At 62.4% G+C, this 17,546-nt stretch carries 15 protein-coding genes and 4 pseudogenes; 8 read left to right on the top strand and 11 right to left on the bottom strand.

Features of this window, described 5'->3' with window-relative positions; genetic code table 11:
* Window positions 1-4: 4 nt before the first annotated feature.
* From ACK59X_RS28570 to ACK59X_RS28560, 3 genes and pseudogenes are all read left to right on the top strand, one after another.
* Window positions 5-241 carry an FmdB family zinc ribbon protein gene (locus ACK59X_RS28570; RefSeq protein ID WP_409961894.1) on the top strand — a complete coding sequence of 79 codons (237 nt, stop codon included), beginning with the start codon at window positions 5-7 and terminating at the stop codon, window positions 239-241.
* A gap of 4 nt (window positions 242-245) precedes the next feature.
* Window positions 246-1,409: pseudogene (locus ACK59X_RS28565) on the top strand (Na+/H+ antiporter NhaA); the annotation flags it as partial.
* A 25-nt stretch (window positions 1,410-1,434) separates the two neighbouring features.
* Window positions 1,435-4,086 (top strand): excinuclease ABC subunit A, encoded by a 2,652-nt coding sequence (locus tag ACK59X_RS28560; RefSeq protein ID WP_409961893.1) that lies wholly within the window; start codon window positions 1,435-1,437, stop codon window positions 4,084-4,086.
* Between the two features lie 80 nt (window positions 4,087-4,166).
* Here the strand turns inward: ACK59X_RS28560 and ACK59X_RS28555 are convergent.
* Window positions 4,167-5,045, bottom strand: a pseudogene (locus ACK59X_RS28555) (conjugal transfer nickase/helicase domain-containing protein); the annotation flags it as partial.
* Window positions 5,046-5,052: 7 nt separating this feature from the next.
* Here ACK59X_RS28555 and ACK59X_RS28550 point away from each other — a divergent pair.
* Together ACK59X_RS28550 and ACK59X_RS28545 are read left to right on the top strand one after the other, a co-directional pair.
* Window positions 5,053-5,425, top strand: a pseudogene (locus ACK59X_RS28550) (integrase core domain-containing protein); the annotation flags it as partial.
* A gap of 37 nt (window positions 5,426-5,462) precedes the next feature.
* Window positions 5,463-5,633: a type I restriction endonuclease subunit R, EcoR124 family gene (locus ACK59X_RS28545; protein ID WP_409961907.1), complete on the top strand. Its 171-nt coding sequence runs from the start codon at window positions 5,463-5,465 to the stop codon at window positions 5,631-5,633.
* A gap of 124 nt (window positions 5,634-5,757) precedes the next feature.
* On the opposite strand, the gene ACK59X_RS28540 is transcribed toward ACK59X_RS28545, so the two are convergent.
* The gene (locus tag ACK59X_RS28540) at window positions 5,758-6,060 is read right to left on the bottom strand and encodes a putative quinol monooxygenase (protein ID WP_007182542.1); all 303 of its coding nucleotides are present in this window, start codon (window positions 6,058-6,060) and stop codon (window positions 5,758-5,760) included.
* Between the two features lie 66 nt (window positions 6,061-6,126).
* Here ACK59X_RS28540 and ACK59X_RS28535 point away from each other — a divergent pair, with 66 nt between their 5' ends.
* Window positions 6,127-7,140: a GlxA family transcriptional regulator gene (locus ACK59X_RS28535; protein WP_409961892.1), complete on the top strand. Its 1,014-nt coding sequence runs from the start codon at window positions 6,127-6,129 to the stop codon at window positions 7,138-7,140.
* A 259-nt stretch (window positions 7,141-7,399) separates the two neighbouring features.
* On the opposite strand, the gene ACK59X_RS28530 is transcribed toward ACK59X_RS28535, so the two are convergent.
* The 6 genes from ACK59X_RS28530 to ACK59X_RS28505 form a co-directional block, all read right to left on the bottom strand.
* On the bottom strand, window positions 7,400-8,710 hold the full coding sequence (locus ACK59X_RS28530; protein WP_409961891.1) for a Spo0J and IME4 domain-containing protein: 1,311 nt from the start codon (window positions 8,708-8,710) through the stop codon (window positions 7,400-7,402).
* A gap of 531 nt (window positions 8,711-9,241) precedes the next feature.
* Window positions 9,242-10,387 (bottom strand): replication protein C, IncQ-type, encoded by a 1,146-nt coding sequence (repC, locus tag ACK59X_RS28525; protein WP_409961890.1) that lies wholly within the window; start codon window positions 10,385-10,387, stop codon window positions 9,242-9,244.
* Between the two features lie 106 nt (window positions 10,388-10,493).
* Entirely contained in the window at window positions 10,494-11,060 is a 567-nt protein-coding gene (locus ACK59X_RS28520) for a hypothetical protein (protein WP_409961889.1), read from the bottom strand.
* 19 nt (window positions 11,061-11,079) lie between these two features.
* Window positions 11,080-12,048, bottom strand: coding sequence for a hypothetical protein (locus ACK59X_RS28515; protein ID WP_409961888.1), 969 nt, complete (start codon window positions 12,046-12,048; stop codon window positions 11,080-11,082).
* A gap of 30 nt (window positions 12,049-12,078) precedes the next feature.
* Window positions 12,079-12,474 (bottom strand): hypothetical protein, encoded by a 396-nt coding sequence (locus tag ACK59X_RS28510; RefSeq protein ID WP_409961887.1) that lies wholly within the window; start codon window positions 12,472-12,474, stop codon window positions 12,079-12,081.
* A gap of 38 nt (window positions 12,475-12,512) precedes the next feature.
* Window positions 12,513-13,064 (bottom strand): hypothetical protein, encoded by a 552-nt coding sequence (locus ACK59X_RS28505; RefSeq protein WP_409961886.1) that lies wholly within the window; start codon window positions 13,062-13,064, stop codon window positions 12,513-12,515.
* Window positions 13,065-13,304: 240 nt separating this feature from the next.
* On the opposite strand from ACK59X_RS28505, the gene ACK59X_RS28500 reads away from it, so the two are divergent.
* Window positions 13,305-13,586 (top strand): helix-turn-helix domain-containing protein, encoded by a 282-nt coding sequence (locus ACK59X_RS28500; protein ID WP_409961885.1) that lies wholly within the window; start codon window positions 13,305-13,307, stop codon window positions 13,584-13,586.
* Between the two features lie 24 nt (window positions 13,587-13,610).
* On the opposite strand, the gene ACK59X_RS28495 is transcribed toward ACK59X_RS28500, so the two are convergent.
* The gene (locus ACK59X_RS28495; RefSeq protein ID WP_409961884.1) at window positions 13,611-15,182 is read right to left on the bottom strand and encodes a recombinase family protein; all 1,572 of its coding nucleotides are present in this window, start codon (window positions 15,180-15,182) and stop codon (window positions 13,611-13,613) included.
* Window positions 15,183-15,206: 24 nt separating this feature from the next.
* Here ACK59X_RS28495 and ACK59X_RS28490 point away from each other — a divergent pair.
* A pseudogene (locus ACK59X_RS28490) lies at window positions 15,207-15,329 on the top strand (exodeoxyribonuclease III); the annotation flags it as partial.
* Window positions 15,330-15,335: 6 nt separating this feature from the next.
* Here ACK59X_RS28490 and ACK59X_RS28485 read toward each other — a convergent pair.
* Window positions 15,336-16,739, bottom strand: a complete 1,404-nt coding sequence (locus ACK59X_RS28485; protein WP_409961883.1) for a heavy metal sensor histidine kinase — start codon at window positions 16,737-16,739, stop codon at window positions 15,336-15,338.
* Window positions 16,739-17,425, bottom strand: coding sequence for a heavy metal response regulator transcription factor (locus ACK59X_RS28480; RefSeq protein WP_409961882.1), 687 nt, complete (start codon window positions 17,423-17,425; stop codon window positions 16,739-16,741). The genes ACK59X_RS28485 and ACK59X_RS28480 overlap by 1 nt, the downstream gene beginning before the upstream one ends.
* Window positions 17,426-17,546 lie beyond the last annotated feature (121 nt).

The following is a 17,546-nucleotide window of genomic DNA, read 5'->3' as shown; positions in this document are numbered from 1 at the left end:
CGCCGTGCCAACCTATGACTATGACTGCAGCCGGTGCGGCCGCTTTGAGCGCCTTCGCACGGTCGCTCAGCGTGATGCGCCGCTGGCTTGCCCCGGCTGCGGCACCGATGCTTCTCGCGCGGTGTCTGCGCCCGCGCTGGCCATGATGGACGGCGCCAAGCGCGCCGTCATCCGTCCCGAAGAACGCAGTGCTGGCTATAAACGACTGCGCCATCCCATGGGCTGTGCCTGCTGCCGCTGAGTGGTATGCGGGCATCCATGCCTCCCTCTCCGGGATGGCCGCGGGGCTGCTGATCCCCGCCTACGCTACGCAACGTCACAAGGTCGTCGCGGCAAGACAGTTGTTCCGTGACTTCTGGCAGTCTCCGAGTGCCGCATCGGCTCGCGCAGTGGACTGCGGGCTGTCCCAGGGTATCTCGGTGAACGAGCGGCTGCACGAGTTCCTGCGGCTGCCGACAGCGCTGTTGATCGTGCCGGTGTTCGCCTTGGCGAACGCCGGGGTGGACCTGCGTGGTGGGCTGCTAGCTGAGGCCTTCGGCTCGCCCGTGACCTGGGGCGTCATCGCGGGGCTCGTGCTCGGCAAGCTCCTGGGCATCGGGCTCATCACTCTCGCCGCGGTCCGCCTCGGCCTGGGGCGCCTGCCGGCGGGAGTCGGAATGGGGAGCGTGTTCGGTGGTGCGGCACTGTCCGGGATCGGGTTCACCATGTCGCTGCTCATCATCGGGCTCGCGTTCGGCACGACCTCCGACCTGGGCCGCCAGGCGACGGTCGGCGTGCTCGTGTCGATGATGCTCGCCACGTTGCTCGGGTGGCTCATCTTCAAGGTTGCCTCTCGCAGGTGGGGTGAGGAGACCGCCGATCTGCCGATGGTGCTTGAGCCGCCGGTCGATCCCGAGGTCGATCACATCCGCGGGCCAGAGGACGCGCAGCTCACGCTGGTGGAGTACGTGGACTTCGAGTGCGCGTACTGTGCGCACGCTACCGGTTCTTGGGAGGATCTGCGCGCCCACTTCGGGGACGACCTGCGATATGTGGTGCGCCAGTTGCCGCACCACCCGCATGGGCCGATCGCCGCGCGTGCGTCCGAGGCGGCATCGAATCAGGGGATGTTCTGGCCGTGGCTGGACTTCGTGTTCACCCGTCAGCACGCGCTGGAGCGCGAGGATCTGATCGGCTACGCCGTAGAGCTTGAGCTCGACGTCGATCGGTTCATCGCGGATCTCGACAGTCCTGCGGTGATAGAGCGTGTCGAGCGCGACCTCGCCAGTGCGGTCGCCAGCGGTGCGCATGTCACGCCGACGTTCTTCGTCGAGGGTCGCCGCCTGCGCGGCAGCTACGACGCCCGCACTCTCACCGCAGCGCTCGAAGCCAGCCGCCGCGGCACCCGAACTCAGGAAGTCCCGTCCTGAGCGGGACGAACTACAGGATAAGAACATGCCAAACAATTCTTTCGGTGAATCCTCTTGTACCGCTGCGGCCAGCGGCCTCGTGCAGGTGCGTGGAGCGCGCGAGAACAACCTCAAGGAGGTGGACGTCTCCATCCCGCGTAACGCGCTGGTGGTGTTCTCGGGTGTCTCCGGCTCCGGGAAGTCCTCGCTGGCCTTTGGCACCATCTATGCGGAGGCCCAGCGGCGCTACTTCGAGTCGGTGGCCCCCTATGCCCGGCGACTGATCGACCAGGCCGGCGTGCCGGACGTCGATGCGATCGACGGCCTGCCGCCGGCGGTGGCGCTGCAACAGCAGCGGGGCTCCAGCAACGCGCGTTCCTCTGTGGGCAGTGTGACCACCTTGTCCAGCCTGGTGCGGATGATGTATTCGCGCGCCGGCGCCTACCCAGCCAACCAGCCCATGTTGTACGCCGAGGATTTTTCGCCCAACACGCCGCAGGGAGCGTGCCCGACCTGCCACGGCCTGGGCCATGTGTACGAGGTGACTGAGGCCATCATGGTGCCCAATCCCTCCCTGAGCATCCGCGAGCGGGCGATCGCCTCCTGGCCCCCCGCCTGGCAAGGCCAGAACCTGCGCGACATCCTGGTCAGCATGGGCTACGACGTTGACCGACCGTGGAAGGACCTGCCGAAGAAGGATCGCGACTGGATTCTGTTCACCGAGGAGACACCGACGGTGCCGGTGTACGCCGGCTTCACGCCCGCCGAAACCCGCGCCGCGCTCAAGCGCAAGATGGAGCCGAGCTACATGGGCACCTTCACGGGCGCCCGGCGGTATGTGCTGCACACCTTTGCCAACACCCAGAGCGCGCTGATGAGAAAGCGCGTGTCCCGGTTCATGGAGGGCAAACCGTGCCCCACCTGCCACGGCAAGCGGCTCAAGTCCGAGGCGCTGTCGGTCACCTTCGCCGGCGTGGACATCGGCGCGTTCATGCAGATGCCGCTGGACCAGTTGGCGGCCTTGCTCGAACCCATCGCCCAGGGCGATTTCCGGGCCCATGCAGCGGGGGCGGCAACGGACAAGGAAGCGACCCGACGCGACCGTACCGAACGCGCGACCTCCGGTCGCGCCGTCCATGCGGTATCGCCCGACGTGCGCCGCACCTCGGCGCTATCGGAAGAAAAGCGCCTCGCCGCGCAGCGCCTGGCCGGTGGCGTGATGGCACGCCTGCGCCAACTGCGTGGGCTGGGCCTGGGCTACCTGACGCTGGACCGGGCCACGCCGACGCTTTCGGCCGGCGAGTTGCAGCGCCTGCGGCTGGCCACGCAATTGAGTTCCCTGCTGTTCGGTGTCGTGTACGTGCTCGACGAGCCCTCCGCGGGCCTGCACCCCTCCGATAGCCAGGCCCTGTACGACGCACTCGACCGGCTGCGCGACGCCGGCAACTCGGTGTTCGTGGTGGAGCACGACTTGGATCTGATGCGCCGCGCGCAATGGCTCGTGGATGTCGGGCCGGATGCTGGGGAGCGTGGCGGCCGCGTGCTCTACAGCGGCGAGCCGGATGGCCTGCGCAAGATTGCCGAATCGCGTACTGCACGCTACCTGTTCGATGAGATCCCCGCGCCGGGAAGCCGGGCACGCGAAGCGACCGGCTGGCTGGAGCTGCAGGACATTCACCGCCACAACCTGCATGGCGTGAATGCGCGCATTCCGCTGGGCGTGCTGACGGCCGTCACCGGCATCTCCGGCTCGGGCAAGTCCAGCCTCGTCGCGCAGGCCCTGCCGGAGATGGTGCTGCTGCACCTGGGCCACGAGCCGGAAGACGATGTAGCCGAAAGCGCCACCAGCGAAGGGCCGGCAGTGATCGAAGCGACCGGCGGCCATCTGGCGGGCGACGTGGACGCCGTACAGCGTCTGGTGCAGGTGGACCAGAAACCGATCGGACGCACGCCGCGGTCGAACCTGGCCACCTACACGGGCCTGTTCGACCATGTGCGCAAGCTGTTCGCTGCCACGCCCGATTCGCGACGCCGCCGCTACGATGCCGGACGGTTCTCGTTCAACGTCGCCAAGGGGCGCTGCGAGACCTGCGAGGGCGAGGGCTTCGTCAGCGTGGAACTGCTGTTCATGCCCAGCGTGTACGCGCCGTGCCCGACGTGCCATGGCGCACGCTACAACGAGGCCACGCTGAAGGTGCAATGGAACGGGCGCAACATCGCCGAGGTGCTGCAGATGACCGTGGACGAAGCCAGCGAATTCTTCGCGGGTGAAGACGCTGTGGTAAGGCCACTGCAACTGCTGCGCGATATCGGACTGGGCTACCTGCGCCTGGGGCAACCGGCCACCGAGCTTTCCGGTGGCGAGGCGCAGCGTATCAAGCTGGCGACCGAGCTTCAGCGCAGCCAGCGCGGCCGAAGCCTGTACGTGCTCGACGAGCCGACTACCGGGCTGCATGCGTCGGACGCCGACCGGCTGCTGGTGCAGTTGCAGCGCCTGGTCGATGCCGGCAATACCGTAGTGATGATCGAACACGATATGCGCGCGGTGGCCCAGGCCGATTGGGTGATCGACGTGGGGCCTGGTGCGGGCGCTGCCGGCGGCAGCATCGTGGTGGCGGGCTCCCCTCAGCAGGTGGCCCGAACGTCTGGCAGCAGAACCGCTCCGTTCCTTGCACAGGAGTTGGCGCGGGCCGAGTAGCTCAGTTCGCCAAATGTTGCCAATTTTCGCGGGACATTGATCGTCGCCACACGACGGTGGCGATCAATGCCCCAATCGCGTCATCCTTCCTGAGTCAGAGCAAGATAGGGGTTAGCGGGCGGTATTTCGGCGAGTGCCAAGGACCCATCTTCGAGGAGGTAGCCATGGAGTCGGCGGGACTTCCTCGGGCCCGTGACTTCACAGGTCCAAATGTTCAGGCCATTGGGCTGCTTTCGATGTAGCTGCAGCTTCTCGAAGCGCTTCTGCACCCACTGCCAATCCTGTTGATTCTCCTGCTTGGCGAGTGCGGCCACTTCGGGATGCTCCTGCGCATAGCGTTGGAACACACCCGGGCTGACCAGGTAGGCCGTGTCATTCACCGTATGCACGAGTGCCTTCGCGTCGTTGATGATGAACCGTCGTGAGGCGATTCCCTGCTTCAGCCAAACCATGAACTGTTCCACGGATGGCTTCGTTGCCGATGGCCCAGGCGTAGGCGCGGGTGCAGGTGCAGGCGATGGAATGGACGTCGCGGCTGTTGCTGGCGCGGGGGTGTGGAGGAACTCCTCGGCATCCTGGCCAACGCCGGCATACTCATCCAAGCCCACCATCGCGAGCAAATCCTCCATGACGTCGGGCACGGGCTGGGCTGCGGGCGGTGAAACGATGGTGGTGCTGTCGCCCTCCCAAATCGGAGGCTCTTGACCTCCCTGCGCTGGGTTCACCGAGACGGAAGGCGCGGGAGCTGACATGCTGACGTCGTTTTCCGCGGGCGTCGCGTCGATCTCTACCGTCCCCGCGAAAGGTGCTGGTCGCTCGCCAGACTCCCAGATCAGCGCGGGAGCGAGACGCAACAGGGTGAACGAATGGGACCAGCCGGTCGTGCTGGTCACGGTCGCGCGCCAGACCGCTTTGCCGTTCGAGGTGGGCTGGAGCATGCCGTGGTCTTGCTGTTGATTTCCACGCATTGAGGTCGACTTCTCATTGCCCTCGCTACGTGTGATTCGGGTCTTGGAGCAAATCATGCAGTGGCGTGGCAAACCCCAAGTCATTCGCTGTGACAACGGGCCTGAGTACATCAGCGCAACACTGCAAAACTGGGCGAGCGCCAAAGGTATCCGCCTGGAATACATCCAGCCAGGTAAGCCTCAGCAAAATGCCTATGTGGAGCGCTTTAACAGAACCGTTCGCCATGAATGACTGTCGCAGTACCATTGGCGCAATCTTGATGAAGTGCGAGATTACGCCACGCAGTGGATGTGCCGGTATAAACATGAACGCCCAAATATGGCATTGGGCGGCATCAACCCCCAAACAGCGGCTGGCCATGGCCGCATAGCTCTACTCAGAGAGATGGTTTATGGGGGGATTACCACATCACCAATTCCTTGAAACGTGAATTCGCCTCAGACAGCGGCACTGAACTGAATGCTGTGCTGCCCAAGATGAGCCCACTGAACCCGCAGTACCTCACCAAGAAGCAGACGGTGTTTCAGAAGATCGCAGCGTTTGTGGAGAAGTTCAAGGGTGTGGGTGGGCAAGTTTGAATCTGCCCTTTTCTCACCGGAAAATCCATAGACTGCAAGAATGACAGCAAGGAGGTTGGGATCGCACGTAGGGCTGTGTGACCCCCATCCTGCAGCGTGACCTGATTGGGTCAAAGCCGAGTTGTCATGCAGGCAGTTTGGCTGCAAGCAGTTCGACCTTCTCGATATTGGGCGGAGAACTGAGCAAGGTCGCGGCGTTGGCCATCAAGGCCGCGGCGATCTGGCCGTTCAGATGTGCCTGGCGACCTGCCTCATCGGCAAAGGCATCGAACACACCAAACGTCGAAGGGCCAAACTTCAATGCGAACCAGGCCGTGGTGCCGGACTCGGCGTTGGCGAGCGGCAGTGCGCTGGCCAGGAAGTCGGCAAGCGCAGCCTCCTGGCCGGGTTTAGCTTCGAGGCGAACAAACAGGGCGAGCTTGGTCATGCTGTATTCCTTTGGGTAAATGGAAAAGTGGGTGAAGGGATCGACGAGACTGCAGTCTAAGTCTTCATGACAGACATCTCTATAGGCAATAATGACAACATTGATATCATTATTGCCATGAAACTCCACCTCCTTGTTTGTGATGGCGTGTTTGATCTGGGGCTTGCGGCGCTCACTGACACAGTGGGCTTAGCCAATGCGATGGCGGGCTCGCTGCCACAGGCTCCCGCGCACATAGAGCTCACGCTGGTGGGCGTGCGGCGTCGCATCCGAACTGCGCAAGGTTTGACGGTCCCCGTAGTCACTGCGCATGGTGTACCCGAACCAGACGTCGTGCTCGTGCCAGCGTTTGGCGACAAGATGCCTGACACGCTCTCGGCTCGACTCACACGCCCCGATGTGCCCGACGCGGTCGCGGCGCTACAGCAGTGGTCCACCGCTGGCGCGCACCTTGGTGCCGCTTGCTCCGGTAGTTTCTTGCTTGCAGAGAGTGGCCTGCTTGATGGGCATCGTGCGACGACGTCATGGTGGCTGGGGCCGATGTTTCGGCAGCGCTATCCGAACGTCACGCTGGACGAGTCACGCATGATCGTGAACTCGACACGCTTCACCACCGCGGGCGCCGCTTTGGCCCACGTCGACTTGGCCTTGCGCATCATCCGAGGGCGCAGTCCGGCGCTGGCGGCCCTGGTGGCACGCTATCTGCTGGTCGAGACACGCAGTTCGCAAGCCGAGTTCGTGATTCCCGACCACCTTGCGCATGCCGACCCGATGGTGGAGCGCTTCGAGTGCTGGGCCAGACGTCGGCTCGCGCAGGGGTTCTCGCTGGCCGAGGCGGCCAGCGCCGCGGGCACAAGCGAGCGCACCTTGGCGCGGCGGCTGCAAAGCGTTTTGGGAAAGACACCGCTGTCGTATTTCCAGGACCTGCGCGTGGAGCATGCCGTCCATCTCTTGCGCACCGGGAACGCCAGCGTCGACCAGGTCGCCGCACAGGTCGGGTACTCGGATGGGGTGACCCTGCGGGCCCTGTTGCGCCGCAAGCTGGGTCGGGGTGTCAGGGAGTTGCGACGCGGTGGATGACCAAAGGCGTTTGGTGCATGTACGGCTGGAGACAGCCGCGAAACTGTCGGAAGCAAAGGCTTACGCTCGTTGCGTGCGCGATTGGGGATTGTTGAAAGAAGACATTTTTTTCCATAGAACGTTGTACCTTGTGACTAGGGATGAAAGTGGACGCGTTACCGCCGAACAAAGGAGACACTCTTCGCGCGCCACGAGCGGAAGGAAAGACGATTTGGAGCGGTTATGCATGCATCAGCGCGACCGCCCATCCTGCCGTTAACTAAGCAACCTTTTTGTTCTCGTCAGGCACTTCGTTGCCGAACATGGTCCAGCCCGTCCGGTTCGAGCGGCTGAACAACTCGATGCGGCTCACGTCTGGGTATAAGGCCTCCAAACGCTCATGCACCACCAAAGGCTTGGCGCTGTGCTTGGTCACGGGAGCCGTGAAGACCGATGGCTCACGCTCCATCGTGTCCAAGATGGTCAAGCCGCTGCCACGGGTGCCAACCAAGAGTAGCTCGTGGTGCATTTTTGCTGTCCCACCACCACAATGGAGCCTGGGGCCTGTCTTGTGCCAGACCCAGTTCGACACGAACTTGAAACCCCACGCTTGCATGAGTTCAAGCCCGCTAGGCAGCAAAGAAGCTGGGCACCACATGAACAGCATGGAGTCTTTTGCAGCGATGCTTTCGACGTCAAGCTGCGCGCGCAGGTCGTCAACACTCATGACCGGGTAGTGGTTATGGGGGATCATGCGACTCGCGGCCCGGTCATGCGCTTCGTCGTAATCCCACGGAGGGTCAGCCAGGATGATGGAGTAACGACTACCTGTTGGCAAAGCCAAGTTTTTGGCGCTGAGAGCGGCCTGCTTTACAAGCCGCAGATGCCGCGCTTCTTTTCCCAGTCGCTCCTTCACCGCAGCTGCCACCTTCAAGGCCTTTCGCTCTTCTGGGGTTGTTTTTGTGCACAGGCTGCTCTTACTGCCTTTCATCACAACAACCGCCTCGTTCAGACTCATCGTGCCGTTGTGTACCGCATCCAAGGTAGCCTTTTTTGCTCCTTTGACTAGGTTACCCGCTCGCTGCACGGCGTCACGGCTCACCCCAAAAAGCTTGGCCGCTTCCTCTTGGCTCAGCATCGAACCAAGCTGCTTGGAAGCTTTGGTTTGTCCGGGTTTGAGGAATGCCAGTCGAGCAGCGAGAAGCGCTCTTTGGCCGACCGTCAGGTTGCGCCGATTGATGTTCCTGGCGAACGCCATCGATCTGGCCTCTTCATAACTGCACTTTACCTCCTCGAAATGGGGCTGGATACCGAGCGCAGCGCACGCTTTCAGCCGATGGCGGCCATCAAGCACACGCCCCTGCCATACCAGCAGTGGTTGCAGTTGCCCATTGCGACGGATGCTTTCTTTCAAAGAGTTGAAATCGTCGTGCTCCATGGGCGGGAACTCTTTGCAGCACGGGTCCAGCACGAGTTTCGGCGCTGGCTGGGCAGGCTTGACCGGCCTGGTGGATGCCGCTTTGGCGGTGATGCTTTTTTGTGCCGAGACGGCACGCTTTTGGCCAGAAACGGCCTTGGAAATCTGCTTCATGAATCGCTCCGAAAAGGGTGAACTAGGTCGAAGCCAAACCTATGGCTAAGACCGGCCTACGAAGCGAGCGATATCGGGGGAAGAAAGAGACTGATACGCCCGCTTAAAGCGGACGTATGACTGCGGACGTGGTCCGGGAGACAGTCAGATTGAAAGCAGTGAAGAGCAAGGAACTCATGCCCACAATGTAAGCGGTCGGGCGCTTCATGTCAAGATGTGAAACGCTCTCGCGTGTGGACCACCTGCCAGGTCGTGAACTATTTCACGCTTTCTTCGGGGTAATGAGCTGCTGGAATTCCGGCAGCTGGCTTTGCCGAGGTCGGCCCTGTGCTGCCGTGAGGGGCGGGCCAAAGCAGATCGCAATCCGGTCTCGCTCTGATGGCGATGTGATATCACGTTCTTCTTTTTGGCTAGGAACGTTTCATCACCCAATTTCCTCGTCTCATCAATCGGGCGATGGCTCGGCGCCTTCCAGGCGACGGGGCTTCGCCCCTACCACCATGGAAAGTCTTGGTACTTTCCTAGGTGGTCTTAAAGCGCGAACACAAGCTCGTCGCAATCCAAGCTGGGCGCGGGTTTCGCCGAAACGGCGGTTGTCGTTGCAGCGACTTTGGTTGGGGTTGCAGCGACTTCGGTTGTCGTTCCAACGATCTTGGTTGTCGTCGCAACGTCCGCAGCCATGAGCGAATTGGTGGTCGTGGTCTCTTTCTTGGCAGCCTGAGCCGGCGTGCCTACGAAAAGCGGCTTGCGCACAACCACGCTGGCGCAATCCTCGGCAAGGGTACAGGTCCATCCCGATAGGGCGCCCACCTCCGTCACGGCTGCACGCAGGGTATGCATCCTGGACTTTCGAATGGTTGGTGTCGATGGCACTTCGCCCCATACTTTGATCAATAGCTTGTCGAGGGAGACGAGTCTGCGCTCAACCTGGGATGCCCAGGCGGAAAGCCAGGCATGTAGGCGCTTGGCGGGCTTACCAGAGAGGCGCCGTTGCTCGCGCATGTTGATCCATGACACTCCCCGGTGCACCCCGCCTTTGACATCGCCCGACAAAAAACCGGACTCAAAGTGCAGGACGATGTGCACCTCAGTATCGAAGCACAAAAATCCCAGGAACTTGGTGGAGCCATGCTCGGCAACGGAGCCATTGTTCATCAGCCGTCGCTCCATCGTGGTCTGCGAAAGGCGATTGAGCGAGGCCAAAACGGATTGCGTATTGGTACCTGTGCGGCTAAGACCGATACCCGCTGCAAGGTCAGACGGTTTAGCCTTGATAACTGTCAGGTCCGCGTATGCGCCGAAGCCGCTTGCTTGTAGTACCTGCCGATAGGTCTCGTACATGTCATGGCCGTTGGTGAGGCCCATAGCTTCATTCGAAGCTGCTAGCTGGCAAAGATGGAAGTAGATCGATTGGTCGCTGATGTTCAGCGCCTGCGGGCTGCGCACGACATACTCCATCGAGCGATTTCGAATGAAGGATGAGAAACGCACTTCCAGCGGCTGAGCGGGGGCACCGTTCTGTGTGGGCCGGAACAGCCCTTGTGCGCAGATGGGCCCCGGCCATACTGGTGCATGGTCCATGTAGTCCACTGCGTATCGCAGGGACGTGGCGGCGATTCGGCGTTGATCGCTGCGGCGTTTTGGCTTGCCGCTCTTCTTCGGTTTTGATGATTGCATGTTGCTCCTTGATGAGCAACCAAGCTAGCAAATAGGTTAGCGTTCCAGCAAGTGATGCTCCTGGTGCTCAAATTTCAACAGCAACATATTGAGCCGCTGCCTCCGTTCAGTTGTCGCCTGCATCGCCCCAGCGAGATGAGAGCCGCATCAACGACCGATACACCGGTGGCGCGTGCTGCTGCAAGCCATCGAGAGCGATTTGTGCCGCTCCTCCATCCTCCGCCGCCAACGTGCGCGCATGGATATACATGGCAGTGTCAATGTCCCGTAATTTTGCTGGCGGCTTTCCATTCCCAGGAATGCTTGCGAGTACCCTCTGCACGGCCGTTTCCTGATCGCGCGTGAGTTCCTTGCGGCCGGCCAGAGCATGTAGAAGGTACGCTGCCGAGACAAACTTCCACATCGCTGCTCGCTCAGGCGTGCCTGCGTCGTGGTCCGACGCTGCTGCGCACCAACCAACCTCGGTGCCTTGCAATGCTGCGACGGCTCGCTGGTACGGCATAGCGATGCTTGCCATGGGCCCGCTGAGCGCGCCACCACAGCCGTTCTTAATTGAAGGGGCTTGCGCCAAGGCTGCGCCGGAACTGGCCCAGGCCACGCATACAGCCAGGAGCAGAAACCGGAACGCACGCATTGCACGAATCAGCGCAGTTGAACGACGGGCAGAATCCATGCTTGGTCCTTTCTTGGAGCTACGAAGCCACGATGGCCTGGATGTTCTGACTCGTCATCGGCTTGTCGATGTACGCGCACGGGTACTCCTGCTTGGGGTTCAGCCCTTGCTTGATAAGCCAGTCCGCCAACGGCTTGTCATCGGCGATGTACGCGTACGCCAGCAGGTCCATCCGCTCGCACACAAACGCCAGCCCGATGCTCGGCAACTGCGTGCGCTTCCTGGCCCATGCGTCCAGCTTGTCTAAGTTGCGCAATGTCGGCAGATCGTTGATGCGCGAACCCAGCACCACGTTGGACAGGACCGGCACCGGCTGGCGAATGTCGAGGCCTTGGTCCATGTACAGGCGCAGCAGGTCGAACCGGTCTGGGCGCTTCTCGTTCAAGCCCAGCAGGAGCATCCATTGGTCCTGCGGCAGCTTCTTGCCCGATGCGACGAGCTTTTGCAGGTAGGGATAGTCTCCCTCGGCGAGGTGGTCGCGCGGCTCTTTGAGCATGGCCTCCATGGTGCCCACCGACGCCTGGATGGCATCGACCTTGGGCGCCATGTTGTCCACGGTCGCGCGTATGTGCTGGGTATCTTGCTGCACGCCCAGCAAAAGCGCCTGCACGTTGCGCACGCTGGGCGCGGCGCTGGCGATGAGCCCGCCGCTGTCTGCGCGCGCCTTGGAGGCCTGTCCAAGCACCAGCGTGATGACGACAACGATGCCGAAGACCTGCCAGGCCGGAGACTTCCACAGTGGGCCAGGAGGCTGCCGCAACCGTGCTAGGGCGCGCACGGACCATGCATTGCCATTGGTGCCAATGCGCAGGGCGCGCACTTCCAGCACCATGGCCAGGATGACCAAGCCCGCCAGCGCATAGCTGACCCAGGCCAGGAACGGCGCACGGGGCGCCAGGAAGTCCAGGATGCCGGCGACGGTCACCGAGGTGAAGACCACCGCGTTGACCGGCGCCACATGCTCACGAACGAATTCTTGGATGTTCATGATGGATAGGTGTCTCGAATGCGTCGGGCGCTATCGCACGGCCATCCAGCCGTTGTCGCCCTTTTGCATGTAGAACTTCGTGGTCACGGCTCCGCCCCCGATGGGCTGGCCCTTCTTGATGTCGCCAAACAGGCTGAACACGGTGAACTGCGCGTTCTCCGGCAGTTCCTTCATGTCCTTCTTTGCGGTGATCGTGGTGTCGGCCTCGACCAGCCAGCGGCCGTCGTCCTGCTTGGCTTTGTTCTTGACCTTGACCTCGGTCTCAAAGACGTCGCTCCACTTCAAGCCCAGGGGCGCGAGTTGTTGGTCCATTTGCTTTTCGGACTGGCTGGTGACGGCACGCACGTCGCTGTCCGACGGGGCGCCCGAGCACGCGGCGAGGACGAGCGAGAGGGCCAGGATGAACAAGGTTTGGATGAGTTTCATGGGGTACACGGAAAGTGATGGGATAGGGGCGCAGCGGCTCACGCCGTGGCGTGCATGTCGAGCCAAGCGGCAAGGCGGTTCTCCCACTGGCGCATGTGCTCCGCATCCTGGAAGTACAGCTTGTAGCGCGGGGTGTCCAAGTCCTTGACGGACACGTCCACCACATACACGTCCTTGTTGACCTGCTTGTCACCGGCGCCGGTCATGGACAGGAGCTTGAACTGCAACTCCTTCTCTTTGCCCTTCTCGGACGCAAGCCCGAGAACATCGCTGCGGTGAAAGAGTCTCGCAGGCACACCAGCGGACGCCAGGACGATGCGAGGGTCGTCTTTGCTGATGGCAACGCCCGAGACCTGGTTGCCGCTTGAATGGAAGTGCTGGTGCTCGGGCTTGAAGTCGTGCTGCTGCATCAGCTCAATCATTCCCAGCCGCGCGCCCTCCTGAATGGCGTGCTGAGTCTTGACGCGAGAGTAGACCTGGTAGCCGACGACTACGGCCACCAGCACCACGAAGCGGTGCGAGGTCTTGCCGTCCCCGAAAAAGAGCCACAGGGCGAACAGCACAGCGGCGGCGATTTTGACGATGGTCATTTTGCGCATGGGTCCGCCTACATCAGTCGGCCATGTGGCCGGAGACGTCCCAGGACGTCGAATGCGAGGCGGTGGGGGTGGTGGACGTAGAACAGGCGGACAGCGCAAGGGCTGCGGCCAGGATTGCAAGGGCTCGTTTCATGGATGGTTTCCTCCTCGGTTGATGGCGGCACTGCGCCGCGCTTAGAGAGATCGTAAATCAAATAGTCGTGTTACGACTATTCCGAGTGAGACTAAACGATGAGAGGCATGGACACCTCTCTGTATCACGTCGATTACGACGAAATCCGTGCGTTACTTCGCGAATTAAGGCGGCGGTCTGGACTTACCCAGGAGCAGATGGCGGTCGCCCTTGGGGTTGGGCAGTCTTATGTGTCCAAGCTCGAACGTGGAGAAAATTTCGTGGATGTACTGCTCTATGCACGCTGGTGCCAGGCATGCGGCGCCAAACCTGGTGTTGCGCTAGATAAGCTATTGGCAGGGCCAGCGGCGAAGCGCTCAGGCACCTCTCGGAGAATGTGAAAACAGCGGTACTCACGACGGCTGCTAGTTCGCTGCACTGCGATCACGCCGAGGTGCTCTGTCCAGCTCTCCCTTTTTGAATAGGTAGGTAGCCATGCCACCGTCTCTGGTGTACATCATCAGAAGGCCGCGTGGGTCCCACACTAACTTAATTAGTAGTCGGTTCAGTGCGGTAGCGATGCGGTGCCGCTCTTTGACCGCATCTTTGTCCGCCACAGCCGCCCGAACGTCGTAAGCGAAAAGCGCGCCGAAGTCGACCCCAGCTTTTGGAGCAGCCGCCAACTCTGCTCGGCGCTGAGTGAGCACTGCTTGCAGAGCGTCCTGCTCGGATTCAATACGCCGCAGACGTTCGGTGATGAGCTTTATGCCCTGGCCACTGCCTGCCTCGATTGCATCCATGAACCGCGCGGCGCGTTCGTCGAGTTCCGCCAGCTTAGCCACTGCTTCGTCGATAGCCGCACGTGCAAGCCTCAGCGCTTCGGTTTCTTGGAACTGACCAAACTCCAACGTTGCCAGCCAAGAAAATCCGTGATCGATGATGGCTGCTTCACTGATGGCTCGGCAGTCACTTTTGCCCGCAATTTGACCAAGACAGTAGTAGCGGGCATAGCCTCGCTTCCAAGGGGCTTTGCGCTGCATCTTCTCCCCACACTTGCAATAGAAGAGGCCCGCCAAAACGTCAGCCTTAACCCCGCGTATGCGTGGTATCCCGGTACGATTGTCCAGAGCGACATGCACTTTCCCCCAGAGCTCATCGGTGATGACGCGGGGGAAGTAGTCGAGTACGGGATCGCCGAATGCTTCCAGCGAGCCTTCGACCATTTGTTTGGGCTGCCACTCTCCTAAAACGCGACGGTCGCGGACCAACCGGCTGACCTGTGTGTGCTCCCAACGCGTATTTGTATTGGCTCGGTCCCGCCATGGAAGCGTCCACCCTTCGGCATTGGCGGTTCTCGCTATGGCGATGCCTCCCAGTCCACCCGCCACATGCTCAAAGACTTTACGCACGGACTCCGCCTTCGCTTCGTCCAACTCCCAGCCTTGCCGGTCGTCTCGTGGATACGCCCATCCCGGCCCGTGCCCATGCGAAACAACCGCCAAGCCAGCGTCCCGCTTTTTTGCGAAGGCTGCTCGCACGCGCTTCGCCTTCGTAGCGCTTTCCTCATGGGCACGGGCGAACAACAGCACGGACAGCATGAAGTTCATGGTGTCGTTGATGTTTTCTCGGTTCCACTCCTTGCCGTCCAGTAGCGAGACTACCCTGATGCCCGCTTGGACAATTGACGTAAGTAGGGCAATCGCTTCCGTCAGGTGGTTTCGAGACAGGCGATCCAGGCTTTCCACCAGCAAAATGGAGCCGCTGGGCACCTTTCCGCCCTTTGCCGCCAGCAGGAACGCCGCTAGTGCTCCGTCCGTAGCATTTTTCCCCGTATAGGCCGAAGTTGCCATGTCGGATAGCTCGAACTCCTCGTCGAGTTCGTAGCCGTGTTCAACGCACCATGCCCGCGCTGATGCGGTCTGCCGTTCGAGGCTGTGGCCGTGTGCTTGGCGGCCTGATGAGAAGCGACGGTAGGAGTAAACGCGGGTGTTAGTCATACCCGAATTTTGCGGGTTTTTTGACGCACCATCTACCACCTGGCCACGCCGGCCATGGCGGCGCTGGCACGCACCGAGACCATCTACAAGGATGTGAAGTTCTCGGACCATGCGCCGATCACCATCGGCTACGACTTCAAGATATAGCCCTGCTCAGCCAGGAAACCGCAGCTCGAAGCGTATGGTGCCGGCTGCCGAGCAGGAGGCCCGCACCTGCCCCCCGTGCAGGTCCATGATCGCCTTCACAATCGCCAGGCCCAGGCCGCTGGACTCGGCCGGGCGGGCCCGCACCGCATCGGCCCGGTAGAAGCGGTCGAACAGGCGCTCCAGTTGCTCTGCCGGGATCGGCACCCCCTGGTTCTCCACGGCAAGGACCGACACCCCATCCTCCTGCATGCCCACGAGCTGGATCACCGTGCCCGGCGTGCTGTAACGCACCGCATTGACCACCAGGTTGTGCAGAGCGCGCAGGCACAGGGCGTGGTTCACCCAGGCCGTCCCGATGGCCTGCACCTGCAGGCGCAGGCCGGCTTCGTCGGCAGGGCCCTCGAAATACTCGGCGATGCGCTGCAGCTCGGCCGCCATGTCCAGCGGCGTGCGCTCGATCTGGAGCGTCGCGTGGTCGGCCTGGGCCAGGAACAGGATGTCGTCGACGATGCGGCGCAGCCGGTTCAGCTCCTCCAGGTTGGATTCGAGCACCTGCTGGTATTCCTCGGGCGTGCGCGTGCGCGCCAGCGCCACCTGCGTCTGCCCGATCAGGGCGCCCACGGGCGTGCGGATCTCGTGCGCCAGGTCGGCCGAGAACTGCGACAGCCGCCCATAGCCGGTGGCGATGCGGTCCAGCATGGCATTGAACACCGCCACCATCTGCTGCAACTCCAGTGGCGCATCGTGCTCAGGCAGGCGGATTGCGAGGTTGATGGGATCGATGCGAGAGGCCTGTGCGGCCACGCGGTGCAGGGGCCTCAGGCCATGGCGCAACACCCAGTAGACCAGCGCCGAGCAGGCGAGCACGGCCAGAAACGTGCTGAACAGCACCTGATCACGGCTGCGCCGGATCATCTGCATCTCGCTGGTCAGGGCATGCCCTGCCAGCACCTCGACCATCTGCCCATCGTGGCCCGAGCGGGCCACCCCTGCGGCCCAGTGCATGCGGGGCGTGTCCAGGGCATCACTGTGGCACACATCGCCCCGTGCCAGCGGCCTGTCCACGGCCGCTGGCACGGCGCAGGCGGGCGGCGCCACCTGGCCGGGGTTGACTTCGACCAGCGGTGCCTCGCCCGCGCGGCGCAGCACGAACACATCGCCCGAGCTGCCCGACAGCGCTTCCAGCAGCATGGCCTGGTCGCGCAGCTCCTGCATGCTGCGCACATCGCCCAGCAGGCGGCGCAAGCGCTCCACGCGCGTGATCAATTGCTCGTCGGCATGGGCCAGGATGGCACTGCGCGCGGCAAAGAAGTAGTTGCCCCCGAGCATGCCGGTGATCGACACCGCGATCAGCCCGCACAACAGCGTCACGCGAACAGCCAGCGAGCGCGGCAGCCAGGACACGGGCATCAGTCACCGCCCTCGGAAGGTGGTTCACCAAAGGAATAGCCCACATTGCGCACGGTGTGGACCAGCGGCGTGGCAAACGGTTTGTCGACCTTGGCGCGCAGGCGCTTGACCGCCACGTCGACCACGTTGGTGTCGCTGTCGAAGTTCATGTTCCAGACCTCCGAGGCGATCAGCGTGCGCGACAGCGCCTCGCCCTGGCGCTTCACCAACAGGTGCAGCAGCAGGAATTCCTTGTTCGTGAGCGCGATCTCGGCGCCTTCGCGCGTGACCTTGCGCCGCAGCACATCCAGGTGCAGGCCGGCCACCTCGTACACGTCGGCCTCGCGCGCGGGCCCACGCCGCAGCAGCGTGCGGATGCGCAGCACCAGCTCGGTGAAGGAGAAGGGCTTTACCAGATAGTCGTCGGCACCGAGTTCCAGCCCGCGGATGCGGTCGCTCAACTGGTCGCGCGCCGTGAGGAACAGCACGCGCACATCCCCCTTCTCGCGCAGCGCCGGCATGATCTGCCAGCCATCGATGCCGGGCAGGCTCACGTCCAGCACCACCAGGTCATAGGCCTCGCCCAGCGCCATGCGCAGGCCATCGGTGCCCGTGCGCGCCAGGTCCACGCCGTAGCCGCTCTCGCGCAGGCCTTTTCTCAGGTAGTCCCCCGTCTTGGGGTCGTCCTCGATGACCAGGATCTTCATGCCGCCGATTCTCGGGCAAAGCCGCGCAGCGGGCGGCGCATGACAGCTTTGTCATGCACTTGTCACCCCGGTCCGGAGCGCGCAACCCTAGACTTTTCCCATCTGCAGCAACCCCCACGAC

The sequence above is a fragment of the Acidovorax sp. genome (genome assembly GCF_046339755.1).
GTDB lineage: Bacteria > Pseudomonadota > Gammaproteobacteria > Burkholderiales > Burkholderiaceae_C > Acidovorax.
The sequence above is the reverse complement of the archived record's forward strand: the minus strand, read 5'-3'. Positions and strand labels throughout refer to the sequence as shown.

What these genes read in the sequence shown, in the direction of transcription:
- ACK59X_RS28530 (WP_409961891.1), bottom strand. Translation starts at nt 8,710, where the DNA reads ATGAAGCAGATTTCCAAGGCCGTTTCTGGCCAAAAGCGTGCCGTCTCG.
- ACK59X_RS28495 (WP_409961884.1), bottom strand. Translation starts at nt 15,182, where the DNA reads ATGACTAACACCCGCGTTTACTCCTACCGTCGCTTCTCATCAGGCCGC.
- ACK59X_RS28540 (WP_007182542.1), bottom strand. Translation starts at nt 6,060, where the DNA reads ATGACCAAGCTCGCCCTGTTTGTTCGCCTCGAAGCTAAACCCGGCCAG.
- ACK59X_RS28500 (WP_409961885.1), top strand. Translation starts at nt 13,305, where the DNA reads ATGAGAGGCATGGACACCTCTCTGTATCACGTCGATTACGACGAAATC.
- ACK59X_RS28480 (WP_409961882.1), bottom strand. Translation starts at nt 17,425, where the DNA reads ATGAAGATCCTGGTCATCGAGGACGACCCCAAGACGGGGGACTACCTG.
- ACK59X_RS28520 (WP_409961889.1), bottom strand. Translation starts at nt 11,060, where the DNA reads ATGGATTCTGCCCGTCGTTCAACTGCGCTGATTCGTGCAATGCGTGCG.
- ACK59X_RS28515 (WP_409961888.1), bottom strand. Translation starts at nt 12,048, where the DNA reads ATGAACATCCAAGAATTCGTTCGTGAGCATGTGGCGCCGGTCAACGCG.
- ACK59X_RS28560 (WP_409961893.1), top strand. Translation starts at nt 1,435, where the DNA reads ATGCCAAACAATTCTTTCGGTGAATCCTCTTGTACCGCTGCGGCCAGC.
- ACK59X_RS28505 (WP_409961886.1), bottom strand. Translation starts at nt 13,064, where the DNA reads ATGACCATCGTCAAAATCGCCGCCGCTGTGCTGTTCGCCCTGTGGCTC.
- repC (WP_409961890.1), bottom strand. Translation starts at nt 10,387, where the DNA reads ATGCAATCATCAAAACCGAAGAAGAGCGGCAAGCCAAAACGCCGCAGC.
- ACK59X_RS28510 (WP_409961887.1), bottom strand. Translation starts at nt 12,474, where the DNA reads ATGAAACTCATCCAAACCTTGTTCATCCTGGCCCTCTCGCTCGTCCTC.
- ACK59X_RS28535 (WP_409961892.1), top strand. Translation starts at nt 6,127, where the DNA reads ATGACAGACATCTCTATAGGCAATAATGACAACATTGATATCATTATT.
- ACK59X_RS28485 (WP_409961883.1), bottom strand. Translation starts at nt 16,739, where the DNA reads ATGCCCGTGTCCTGGCTGCCGCGCTCGCTGGCTGTTCGCGTGACGCTG.